Raw genomic sequence first — 10,956 nt, 5'->3', positions numbered from 1 at the left:
CCCCGCGCCCGTGGGGGCGGGGCCAAGGCGGCGCCTGCAGCCCGGCCTCGGCCAGCGCGCGCTGCCGCTTCTCGACGGGCAGCGCCGCCACCTCGGTGACCGCGGCGCTGATTTCGGGTCGCAGGTGCGCGACCGCATCCAAGTCGATGCGCAGCTCGCGCCGCACCCCCTGCTGGGTCAGCGCGGCCACCCGCCGCAGCCAGCGCTGCCGACCGCCGAGGAACTGCCCGATCCCGTAGGCCCGGCGCAGGTACAGGTGGGCGTCGTGCTCCCAGGTGATGCCGATGCCGCCGAGCACCTGGATGCAGTCCTTGACGTTGGCTTTGGCGGCCTCGATGCCGGTGGCGGCGGCGACCGCCGCGGCGACCGACAGCTGCTGGTCGCTGGCCTCGGCGGCGGCGCGGGCGGCGTCGGCAGCGGCGACCGACGCCTGCTCGGCCCGCAACAGCATCTCGGCGCAGATGTGCTTGATCGCCTGGAAGCTGCCGATCGGCTTCCCGAACTGCTCACGCACCTTGGCGTAGTCGGTGGCGGTGTGCAGCGCCCACCGGGCCAGGCCGGCGGCCTCGGCGGCGGCCACCGTCGCCGCCAGGTCGTGTACCCGTTGGTCGGCCACCGGCAGGACGGCGGCCGGCGCCGAGTCCAGGGTGACCCGGGCCAGCGGGCGGGAGAAATCCGTGGCGTCCACCGACTCGACGCGCACGCCGTCGGCGGCGGCGTCGACGACCACCCAGCTGTCGCCGGCCGGCAGCAGCAGCACCCCGGCGGCATCGGCACCCAGCAGGTACTCGGCGGTGCCGGATACCCGGTCCCCCTTCAGCCGCACGTCGGCGGCCAGCGCGACCCCGGCGGTGCGCTGCCCGGAGGCCAGCGCTTCCAGCAGCTCGGGCTCGGTGACCAGCAGGGTGGCCAGCGCCGTCGTCGCCACCGGCCCGGGGATCAGCGCGCGGGCGGCCTCGTCGACCATCGCGCACAAATCCTCTACGCCGCCGCCGGCACCGCCGTGCTCCTCGGCCACGGCCACCCCGAACAGCCCCAACGACGCCAGGCCGTCGAAAACCGGCCGCCACGCCTCGCTCTTGCCCTGCTCAACGTCGCGAACCGCCGCGGTCGCGCCGGAGCCCGCCGCCCAGTCGCGCACCAGTTCGCGCGCCGCGAACTGCTCGTCCGTGATGGTCGTTGACACCCTGGAAACCTCCGGACTCCTACGCTTTGACGGGAGAAGGGCACGCGTGCCCACTAGAACGTGTTCTAATAGTGCCAGTGATCGACCGTCAAGTCGACCGCCATCGCAGCAGGACACGCGGGGTTCTCGGCGCTGCGGAGACGAGAAAGTCGCGCTTGCCATGCGTATCGTTGCCCACGGGTACGTAACGAAGAAGGAGTTTCCTGCCGATGTCCTCGCCAGCGCACACCAACTCAGGCCGGGCTTCGGGCGCGCAGCCACGGGAGGTCTCCAACGTGGCCGCGCTCGCCGAGTCCGAGCTCGGGTCGGAGGCGCAGCGGGAGCGCCGCAAGCGCATCCTGGACGCGACGATGGCCATCGCGTCCAAGGGCGGCTACGAAGCGGTGCAGATGCGCGCGGTGGCCGACCGCGCCGACGTGGCGGTCGGCACCCTGTACCGGTATTTCCCGTCCAAGGTGCATCTGCTGGTGTCGGCGTTGGGCCGCGAGTTCGAACGCATCGACGCCAAAACCGATCGGTCCACGTTGACCGGGGGCACCCCGTATCAGCGGCTGAACGTGATGGTCAGCAAGCTCAACCGGGCCATGCAGCGCAATCCGCTGCTGACCGAGGCGATGACCCGTGCCTACGTGTTCGCCGACGCGTCGGCGGCCGGCGAGGTCGACCACGTCGAGAAGATCATTGATTCGATGTTTGCCCGGTCGATGAGCGACGGCGAACCGACCGAGGACCAGTACCACATTGCCCGGGTGATCTCCGATGTCTGGTTGTCCAATCTGCTGGCCTGGTTGACCCGGCGGGCGTCGGCGACCGACGTCAGCAAGCGGCTGGACCTGGCGGTGCGGCTGTTGATCGGCAACGAGACGCCGCCGACGGACTGACACCGGCCGTAAGCTGTCCACCGTGACCTGGGTGGACCTCAACGCCGATCTCGGGGAGGGTTTCGGTGTCTGGCGCCTCGGCGACGACGAGGCCATGCTGGGCATCGTCACCAGCGCCAACGTGGCGTGCGGCTTCCACGCCGGCGACCCGGCCGGGCTGCTGCGGGTCTGTCAGGCCGCCGCCGATCGCGGGGTGCGGATCGGCGCGCAGGTCAGCTACCGGGACTTGGCCGGGTTCGGTCGACGCTTCATCGACGCCACCGCCGAGGATCTGCGCGCCGACGTCGTCTACCAGATCGGCGCGCTGCAGGCGCTGGCCCGGGCCGCCGGCTCGACGGTGGGCTACGTCAAACCCCATGGCGCGCTGTACAACACCATCGTGACCCACCGCGAGCAGGCGGCCGCTGTCGCCGACGCGGTGCGCTCGATGGACACCGGCCTGCCGGTGCTGGGGCTGGCCGGTTCGGTGTTCTTCGAGGAGGCCGAAAAACGTGGGCTGCGCACGGTGGCCGAAGCGTTCGCCGACCGCGCCTACCGACCGGACGGCCAGCTGGTGTCGCGCCGCGAACCCGGTGCGGTGCTGCACGACCCGGCGGTGATCGCCGAGCGGGTGGCGACCATGGTGACCGGCGGGCAGCTCACCGCGGTCGACGGGTCGACGGTACCGGTCCGCGCGGAATCGGTGTGTGTGCACGGGGATTCACCGGGCGCGGTGCGGATCGCGGCGGCGGTGGCCGACCGGTTGCGCGCCGACGGTGTCGAGCTGCGGGCGTTCTGCTGATGCGGCTGAAACCCGGGCGGCCGGATCTGGCCCGCTACGCGGACCGGTTCCGGGTGCCCGCGGCCGCCGCCGGTGCGCCGCTGTCGGTGACCTGGCTGGGGGTGACGACGGTGCTGATCGACGACGGGTCCTCGGCGCTGCTGACCGACGGCTACTTCTCCCGGCCCAGCCTGCCCCGGGTGGCGGTGGGCACGGTGGCGCCGTCGGCGGCGCGCATCGACGGCTGTCTGGCCCGCGCCGGGGTGCAGCGGTTGGCGGCGGTCATCCCGGTGCACACCCACATCGACCACGCGTTGGATTCGGCCGTGGTCGCCGAACGGACCGGCGCCCTCCTGGTCGGTGGCGCCTCGGCCGCCAACATCGGTTACGGGCAGGGGCTTTCCGCGGAGCGGGTGGTGGTCGCGGTCCCGGGTGAGCCGATCACCCTGGGCGCCTACCAGGTGACGCTGATCGAATCGCGGCACTGCCCACCCGACCGGGTTCCCGGCGTGATCACCGCGCCGGTCACCCCGCCGGTGAAGGCGTCGGCCTACAAATGCGGGGAGTCCTGGTCGACGCTGGTGTGCCACCGGCCGTCGGGGCGGCGGCTGCTGATTCAGGGCAGCGCGGGGTTCGTGCCGGGCGCGCTGGCCGGGCAGCGCGCCGAGGTGGTCTATCTCGGTGTCGGCCAACTCGGCCTGCAGTCGCGGCAGTACCTGGTCGACTACTGGGCCGAGACGGTGCGGGCCGTCGGCGCGTCCACCGTGGTGTTGACCCACTGGGACGACTTCTTCCGCCCACTGTCAAAACCGTTGCGAGCCTTACCGTATGCCGGCGACGACCTGGATGTGACGATGCGGGTGCTCGACGAGCTGGCCGACGCCGACGGGGTCGCGGTGCACCTGCCGACGGTGTGGCGCCGCGAAGACCCGTGGGCGTGAACCTGATCCTGGCGCTGCTGCTGCTGGTCGTCGTCCTCGGCTTCGCCGTCGCCCGGCCGCGGGGCTGGCCGGAGGCGTTCGCCGCGATCCCGGCCGCGGGCGTCCTGGTGGCGACCGGCGCGATCTCGCTGCACGACGCGACCACCGAAGCGGCCGGGCTGGTGCGGGTGGTGGCGTTCCTGGGCGCGGTGCTGGTGCTGGCCAAGCTGTGCGACGACGAGGGCCTGTTCGACGCGGCCGGCGCCGCGATGGCCCGGGCGGACGTCGGTCCGCCGCAACACCTGCTGCGGCGGGTGTTCGTCATCGCCGCCGGCATCACCGCGGTGTTGAGCCTGGACGCCACCGTGGTGCTGTTGACCCCGGTGGTGCTGGCCATGGTGCGACGCCGCAGCGCGCCGGTGCGGCCGCACGCGTATGCCACCGCACACCTGGCCAACACCGCCTCGCTGCTGTTGCCGGTGTCCAACCTGACCAACCTGCTGGCCTTTCACGCCGCGGATCTTTCGTTTTCCCGATTCACCGTGCTGATGGCGTTGCCGTGGCTGGCCGCGAACGGCGCCGTGTACCTGGTGTTCCGGTGGTTTTTCGCCCGGGATCTGCGCGCGGTGCCCGATCACGCCGCGACCGCCGCTCCCCCGCGGGTGCCGATCTTCGTGCTGGTGGTGCTGGCGTGCACGCTGGTGGGGTTTGCGGCGACCGAGGCGCTGGGCGTCGCGCCGGCGTGGGCGGCGCTGGCCGGGGCGACGGTGCTGGCCGGGCGCAGCCTGACCCGGCGGCGCAGCACGGTGATCGGCATCGTGCGGGCGGCCAACCTGCCGTTCCTGCTGTTCGTGTTGGCGCTGGGGGTGGTGGTGCAGGCCGTGATGGTCAACGGTTTGGATCGCGGCATGCGGGCGGTGCTGCCCACCGGTTCGGGGCTGGCGGCGCTGCTGGGGATCGCCGCGGTCGCGGCCGTGCTGGCCAACCTGGTCAACAACCTGCCCGCCACCTTGGTGTTGGTGCCGCTGGCCGCCGCGAACGGGCCGGCGGCGGTGCTGGCGGTGCTGATCGGGGTGAACATCGGCCCCAACCTGACCTACGTCGGTTCGCTGTCGAATCTGCTGTGGCGTCGGGTGCTGCGCCGCTACGACGTGGACGCCGGTGTCGGCGAGTACACCCGGTTGGGGTTGTGCACGGTCCCGGCGGCGGTGGGGGCGGCGGTGCTGGCGCTGTGGGTCAGCGTGCGGCTGCTCGGCGTCTAAGGTTTGACTCTGCGTGTACCACGCAAAAGTCCAAGTGCGGTGTCTGGTGGGCGCAGAGTCAACGGGTCGCCGGTTGCGGCGGCGGCAGGCCAAGCTCGGCCAGCACGGTGCGCAGCCTGGTCGGATAGTCGGTGATGAGGCCGTCGACGCCGGCGGCGATCTGGGCCCGCATCGTATCGGGGTCGTTGACGGTCCACGGAATGACCTTGAGCCCCAACGCGTGTGCCCGATCGACAAACACCCCGTCGACTTGCGGGTATTCGGGTGCGACGATGTTGGCCCCGGCCGCCAGCGCCGCTGGGATCGGGTCACCGGTCGCCGTCTCATCCCACAACGCCACCAACGGGATGCTGGGCTCGGCGCGCCGCACCATCGGCAGCGTGCGCCAGTCGAAGCTTTCGACCTCGACCCGGTCCACCTTGCCGGCGGCGCGGACCGCGGCCAGGATCACCTCGACGAACTCTTCGGGCGGTGCGGAGTCGTCGGGATGTGCGGCGTCCAGCTTGGTTTCGATGTTGTAGCGGACCCGGGCGTGCCGGGCATCGGTGAGCGCGAAGACTTCCGGCAGCGTCGCCAGGGTGTTGCCGGGCACCGGCTCGGCCTCGGGAAAATCCGCCAGCGGCAGGTCGCAGTCCAGGGTGCGCAGCTGCGCCAGGGTGAGGTCGTGCACCCGCTTGCCCACATAGGGGTATTGCGGGTCGCCGCCGAACAGCGGTCCGGTGTCGACGCACTTGTCGGGCTGGATCGTCGGGTCGTGCCAGACCAGCGGTTGCCGGTCCTTGGTGATGACGATGTCGAATTCCAACGTGCTGACCCCGATTTCGAGGGCTTTAGCGAAGGCCTGCAGCGACGACTCGGTGGTCTCGCCGCGACCGCCGCGGTGCGCCTGCAGGTCGAAGTCCGAGGGTTGCGCCGCCGCCGTCGGCGCCAGGGCCAGCGCCCACATCGCCGAGCAGACACAGATTCGCACAGTCCGGGCGGGTTTCGTGCGAGTTTGCGTCTGCTCGCGGTGGGTCACCGGCGCTGGCGGGCGATTTCGGCCAGCACCACCCCGGCGGCCACCGAGGCGTTCAGTGATTCGGTCGCCCCGGCCATCGGGATCGACACCACCGCGTCGCAGTGCTCTCGCACCAGCCGCGACAACCCCTTGCCTTCGGAGCCGACGACCACCACGGTCGGGACGGTGCCGTCCAACTCGTCGACCACGGTGTCCCCGTCGGCGTCCAACCCGACCACCTGCAGCCCCCGGTCGGCCCAGTCCTTGAGCGTGCGGTTGAGGTTGGTGGCCCGCCCCACCGGAATCCGGGCCGCCGCACCGGCGCTGGTGCGCCAGGCCACCGCGGTCACCGACGCCGACCGGCGCTGCGGGATCAGCACACCGTGGCCGCCGAACGCCGCCACCGACCGCACGATCGCGCCCAGGTTGCGGGGGTCGGAGATGTTGTCCAGCGCCACCAGCAGCGCGGGTCTGATGTCGTCGGACGCGGCGGCGAGCAGATCGTCGGGGTGCGCGTATCGATACGGCGGCACCTGCAGGGCGATGCCCTGATGCAGCCCGTTGGTGGTCATCCGGTCCAGGTCGGTGCGTGGCACCTCCAGGATGGGGATACCGGAATCGGCGGCCCGGGTGACGGATTCGGTGAGCCGCTCGTCGGCTTCGGCGCCCAGCGCGACGTACAGCGCGGTGGCCGGGACCCCGGCGCGCAGGCATTCCAGCACCGGGTTGCGGCCCAGCACGGTTTCGGTGTCGTCGGTGGGTCGCCGCGACGTCTTGCGGACCTGCTGCTGCTTGGCGGCACGCTTGGCCGCGGGGTGGTGCGGCCGCTTATGCGCGGGCGGGGTGGCGCCGCGGCCCTCCAGCCCGCGGCGGCGCACGCCGCCCGAGCCGACCGTCGGCCCCTTCTTGGTGCCCGGTTTGCGTACTGCGCCGCGGCGCTGCGAATTGCCGGCCATCTACTTGGTGTCCCTGTCAGTTAGCGACCATTGCGGCCCGTCACCGGTGTCGGTGACCTCGATGCCGGCCCGCTTGAGCCGGTCCCGGATCTCGTCGGCCAACGCCCAGTTCCGTTCGGCGCGGGCGGCCTCGCGCCGCTGCAACTCGGCGTGCACCAGCACGTCGACGGCCGCCAGCGCCGCCGACGTCTCGTCCCGGGATTCCCAGCGTTCGTCGAGCGGATCGCAGCCCAGGATGCCCATCATGGCGCGGATCGCGCCGGCGTGGGCCAGCGCGGCGTCGTGGTCGCCGGCGTCGAGCGCCCGGTTGCCTTCGGCGCGGGCGTGGTGCACCTCGGCCAACGCGATCGGCACCGACAGGTCGTCGTCGAGCGCGTCGGCGAACCGCGGCGTCCAACAGGTGGCATCGACGGCCCCGACCCGGTTGCGCACCCGGTGCAGGAATTCCTCGATGCCCACATAGGCTTTGACCGCGTCCTGCAGGGCGGTTTCGGAGAACTCCAGCATCGACCGGTAGTGGGCGCTGCCCAGGTAGTAGCGCAGTTCGGCGGGCCGGACCCGCTGCAGCACCGCCGACATGGACAACACGTTGCCCAGCGACTTGCTCATCTTCTCGCCGCCCAGGGTGACCCAGCCGTTGTGCAGCCAGTACCGGGCGAACCCGTCGCCGGCGGCCCGGCTCTGCGCGATCTCGTTCTCGTGGTGCGGGAAGACCAGATCCATGCCGCCGCAGTGGATGTCGAACTCGGCCCCCAGGTAGGCGTGGGCCATCGCCGAGCATTCCAGGTGCCAGCCGGGCCGGCCGGGTCCCCACGGGGTGGGCCAGGACGGTTCGCCGGGTTTGGCCGCCTTCCACAGGGTGAAGTCGCGTTGGTCGCGTTTGCCGGTGGCCACGCCCTCGCCCTGGTGCACGTCGTCGACCCGGTGCCCGGACAGCTGCCCGTAGTCCGGGTAGCTGAGCACGTCGAAGTAGACGTCGCCGTCGCCGGTGTAGGCGTGGCCGGCGTCGATCAGCCGCGCAATCAGCTCGACCATCTGGGTGATGTGGCCGGTGGCGCGGGGTTCGGCAGACGGCGGCAGCACGCCCAGCGCGTCGTAGGCGGCGGTGAACGCGCGCTCGTGGGTGGCGGCCCACTCCCACCAGGGCCGACCCGCGGCGGCGGCCTTGTTGAGGATCTTGTCGTCGATGTCGGTGACGTTGCGGATGAACGCGACGTCGTAGCCGCGCGCGGTCAGCCAGCGGCGCAGCATGTCGAACGCCACCCCGCTGCGGATGTGGCCGATGTGCGGCAGCGCCTGCACGGTGGCGCCGCACAGGTAGATGGAGGCGTGGCCGGGCCGCAACGGGACGAAATCACGCACGGCACCGGTTGCCGTGTCGTGGAGCCGCAGGCGGGCGCGATCGGTCACGACGTGCCAGCTTACCTGGCTGGTGGGGGTGGTCAGCGCCAAGTTGGGGGCCCAGCCACCACCAGCGCGGTGGCGATGGCGGCCAACCCTTCGCCGCGGCCGGTCAACCCGAGGCCGTCGGTGGTGGTCGCCGACACCGACACCGGGGCGCCCAGCAGCTCGGACAGCACCTCCTGGGCCTCGGCGCGCCGCGGCCCGACCTTGGGCCGGTTGCCGATCACCTGCACTGCGGCATTGCCGACGGTAAAACCGGCGGCCGCCAGCAGGTCGCGGACATGGGCCAGCATCGCCGCGCCGGTCACCGCGGCCCAGCGGGGGTCATCGACGCCGAACACCGCCCCCAGGTCGCCGAGCCCGCCGGCCGACAGCAGGGCGTCGCAGAGCGCGTGCACGGCGACGTCGCCGTCGGAGTGGCCGGCGCAGCCGTCGGCGTCGGGAAACAGCAGCCCCAGCAGCCAACAGGGCCGCCCGGATTCGATCGGATGCACGTCGGTGCCCAGCCCGACGCGCGGCAGCGGGGTCACTCGCCCACCACCGCTTGGGCCAGCAGCAGGTCCAGCCGGTTGGTGATCTTGAAGGCCAGCGGGTCGCCGTCGACCACCTGCACCTGGCCGCCGACGTGCTCCACCATGGACGCGTCGTCGGTGAACTCGCCGTCGCCGCTGCGCTCGTAGGCCCGCAGCAGCAGTTCGGTGGCAAAGCCCTGCGGGGTCTGCACCGCCCGCAGACCGGCCCGCTCCGGCGTGCCCAACACCACCCCGTTGGCGTCGACGGCTTTGATGGTGTCGGGCACCGGCAACGCGGGCACCACCGCGGCGTGCCCGGCCCGCAGCGCCTCGACCACCCGGACGATCAAATCGGGGGGTGTCAGCGCGCGGGCGGCGTCGTGCACCAGCACAAAATCGGGCTGCTCGGCGTTGGATACCGCGGCCAGCGCCCGGCGTACCGAGTCCACCCGGGTGGCGCCGCCGGCCACGATGGTGGCCTCGCCGCCCAGGATCAGCTTGGCTTGGTCGGTGCGTTCGGCGGGTACCGCCACCACCACCCGGTCCACCACCCCGGACTGCAGCAGGCCGGCGACGGCGCGTTCCACCAGGGTGCGCCCGTCGAGATGGAAGAACGCCTTGGGAACACCGACCGCTAACCGTTCACCGGAGCCTGCAGCTGGAACGACGGCGATGGTGCCCGTCACCGAACCCTCCGGAGGTCAGGACGCGGCGGCCAGAACCTCGTCGAGAATGGTCTCCGCCTTGGCGTCGTCGGTGTTCTCCGCCAACGCCAGCTCGCCGACCAGGATCTGCCGGGCCTTGGCCAGCATCCGCTTCTCGCCGGCCGACAGGCCGCGCTCCTGGTCGCGGCGCCACAAGTCGCGCACGACCTCGGCGACCTTGTTGACATCACCGGAGGCGAGCTTCTCCAGGTTGGCCTTGTAGCGGCGCGACCAGTTGGTCGGCTCCTCGGTGTGGGGGGCGCGCAGCACCTGGAAGACCTTGTCCAGGCCCTCCTGCCCAACCACGTCGCGCACGCCGACATACTCGGCATTCTCGGCGGGAACTCGAACGGTGAGATCGCCCTGCGCCACCTTCAAAACGAGATAGTCTTTTTGTTCGCCTTTGATGGTCCGGGTTTCGATCGCCTCGATTAGTGCGGCACCGTGGTGTGGATAGACGACGGTGTCTCCGACCTTAAAAATCATCTGATTCGAGCCCCTTTCGCCACTCCATGCTAACACGGGCCACCAACACGCGTTGAACAACGGTGCAGGTCAGGGGCACCGCCGGTGAAGAATAGGGGTTGACACGGCGCTAAATCCGTGCAACACACCACACGTCGAGGATTCCGTCGAGGCCCGATCCGAGCGCGCTGCGCGGCGCTGGCAGGGGCTGGGCCGCCCTGCGCTACCGCCGGCCGGACCGTCCTACTACAGTGCATAGTCATCCACCGCAGCGTCGGTACCGAGCAGGAGGCATTGAGTGAACCGCATCGACACCCGCCTGCGTACCCGCGTGTCCGCGGCCACCGTCGGGCTGGCCCTCTGCGCCGCGCTCGGTGCGGGCACGCTGAGCGGCTGCGGCACCGGACAGATCTCGCAGACCGCGAACCAGGCGTCCGCGGTGAACGGCACCGGCGGGGTGCTCAAGCATGTGGCGCTGCGCAACGTGCGCATCCAGTCCGACCAGAGCGGCGACTTCGTCGAACCCGGCAAAACCGTCGACCTGGATTTCGTGGTCAGCAACCAGTCCCCGGACACCCGCGACGAACTGACCGGCATCCACACCGACATCGGCACGGTGACCGTCAACGGCAACAAGACGCTGCCGGCCGGCGGCATGCTGGTGGTCGGCACCCCGGCCGGCCAGGATGTGGCGCCGGCGAAGGCCATGCAGGAACTTCGCAGCATCGAGGACGCCAGCGCCGCCGCGGCGACCGTGGCCTTGACCAAGCCGATCAGCAACGGCCTGACCTACAACGTCACCTTCGATTTCAAGGTGGCCGGCAGCATCACCCTGGCGGTGCCCATCTCCGCCGGGACGGCTCCGCAGCAGGTCATGTCCGGTAACGAGTAACGGGCTGTCACACCCGC

12 protein-coding genes are annotated in these 10,956 nt (G+C 71.2%); 5 read left to right on the top strand and 7 right to left on the bottom strand.

Translation table 11 applies throughout. The features are described from left to right. Positions 1-1,186 (bottom strand): acyl-CoA dehydrogenase family protein (locus BKN37_RS09795; protein WP_242657182.1); only part of this gene is annotated, 1,186 nt, incomplete at its 3' end. A 275-nt stretch (positions 1,187-1,461) separates the two neighbouring features. Here BKN37_RS09795 and kstR point away from each other — a divergent pair. Genes kstR through BKN37_RS09775 form a run of 4 tightly spaced genes read left to right on the top strand, consistent with a single transcriptional unit; the run spans position 1,462 to position 5,009 of the window. After that, positions 1,462-2,067 carry a cholesterol catabolism transcriptional regulator KstR gene (kstR, locus tag BKN37_RS09790; RefSeq protein ID WP_071024939.1) on the top strand — a complete coding sequence of 202 codons (606 nt, stop codon included), beginning with the start codon at positions 1,462-1,464 and terminating at the stop codon, positions 2,065-2,067. A gap of 22 nt (positions 2,068-2,089) precedes the next feature. After that, complete coding sequence (locus BKN37_RS09785) at positions 2,090-2,848, top strand: LamB/YcsF family protein (RefSeq protein ID WP_071024937.1); 759 nt, start codon at positions 2,090-2,092, stop codon at positions 2,846-2,848. Next, a complete protein-coding gene (locus BKN37_RS09780) occupies positions 2,848-3,768 on the top strand; it encodes an MBL fold metallo-hydrolase (protein ID WP_071024935.1) in 921 nt (306 codons plus the stop codon). Before BKN37_RS09785 ends, BKN37_RS09780 begins: the two co-directional genes overlap by 1 nt. Continuing rightward, positions 3,765-5,009 (top strand): SLC13 family permease, encoded by a 1,245-nt coding sequence (locus BKN37_RS09775; protein ID WP_071024952.1) that lies wholly within the window; start codon positions 3,765-3,767, stop codon positions 5,007-5,009. Before BKN37_RS09780 ends, BKN37_RS09775 begins: the two co-directional genes overlap by 4 nt. 58 nt (positions 5,010-5,067) lie before the next feature. Here the strand turns inward: BKN37_RS09775 and BKN37_RS09770 are convergent, their stop codons facing one another. The 6 genes from BKN37_RS09770 to carD all read right to left on the bottom strand — a co-directional run bounded on the left by BKN37_RS09770 (position 5,068) and on the right by carD (position 10,068). Further along, positions 5,068-5,955 (bottom strand): glycerophosphodiester phosphodiesterase, encoded by an 888-nt coding sequence (locus tag BKN37_RS09770; RefSeq protein WP_071024933.1) that lies wholly within the window; start codon positions 5,953-5,955, stop codon positions 5,068-5,070. Between the two features lie 68 nt (positions 5,956-6,023). After that, the gene (rlmB, locus tag BKN37_RS09765) at positions 6,024-6,962 is read right to left on the bottom strand and encodes a 23S rRNA (guanosine(2251)-2'-O)-methyltransferase RlmB (protein WP_071024930.1); all 939 of its coding nucleotides are present in this window, start codon (positions 6,960-6,962) and stop codon (positions 6,024-6,026) included. After that, positions 6,963-8,372 carry a cysteine--tRNA ligase gene (gene cysS, locus BKN37_RS09760; RefSeq protein ID WP_071024950.1) on the bottom strand — a complete coding sequence of 470 codons (1,410 nt, stop codon included), beginning with the start codon at positions 8,370-8,372 and terminating at the stop codon, positions 6,963-6,965. 32 nt (positions 8,373-8,404) lie between these two features. Beyond that, complete coding sequence (ispF, locus tag BKN37_RS09755; protein ID WP_071024928.1) at positions 8,405-8,896, bottom strand: 2-C-methyl-D-erythritol 2,4-cyclodiphosphate synthase; 492 nt, start codon at positions 8,894-8,896, stop codon at positions 8,405-8,407. Further along, positions 8,893-9,564 (bottom strand): 2-C-methyl-D-erythritol 4-phosphate cytidylyltransferase, encoded by a 672-nt coding sequence (gene ispD, locus BKN37_RS09750; RefSeq protein ID WP_071024925.1) that lies wholly within the window; start codon positions 9,562-9,564, stop codon positions 8,893-8,895. Before ispD ends, ispF begins: the two co-directional genes overlap by 4 nt. Positions 9,565-9,579: 15 nt before the next feature. Continuing rightward, positions 9,580-10,068 (bottom strand): RNA polymerase-binding transcription factor CarD, encoded by a 489-nt coding sequence (gene carD, locus BKN37_RS09745; RefSeq protein ID WP_071024923.1) that lies wholly within the window; start codon positions 10,066-10,068, stop codon positions 9,580-9,582. Between the two features lie 277 nt (positions 10,069-10,345). Here carD and BKN37_RS09740 point away from each other — a divergent pair, with 277 nt between their 5' ends. Further along, on the top strand, positions 10,346-10,939 hold the full coding sequence (locus BKN37_RS09740) for a copper chaperone PCu(A)C domain-containing protein (protein WP_095407041.1): 594 nt from the start codon (positions 10,346-10,348) through the stop codon (positions 10,937-10,939). Positions 10,940-10,956: the final 17 nt, after the last annotated feature.

This window comes from Mycobacterium talmoniae (genome assembly GCF_001854525.1).
In the GTDB taxonomy this organism is placed as follows: domain Bacteria; phylum Actinomycetota; class Actinomycetes; order Mycobacteriales; family Mycobacteriaceae; genus Mycobacterium; species Mycobacterium talmoniae.
The sequence above is the reverse complement of the archived record's forward strand: the minus strand, read 5'-3'. Positions and strand labels throughout refer to the sequence as shown.

Bases quoted from the DNA above. Each gene is read 5' to 3' on its own strand.
- BKN37_RS09780 (WP_071024935.1), top strand. From the start codon at position 2,848: ATGCGGCTGAAACCCGGGCGGCCGGATCTGGCCCGCTACGCGGACCGG.
- BKN37_RS09770 (WP_071024933.1), bottom strand. From the start codon at position 5,955: ATGTGGGCGCTGGCCCTGGCGCCGACGGCGGCGGCGCAACCCTCGGAC.
- rlmB (WP_071024930.1), bottom strand. From the start codon at position 6,962: ATGGCCGGCAATTCGCAGCGCCGCGGCGCAGTACGCAAACCGGGCACC.
- carD (WP_071024923.1), bottom strand. From the start codon at position 10,068: ATGATTTTTAAGGTCGGAGACACCGTCGTCTATCCACACCACGGTGCC.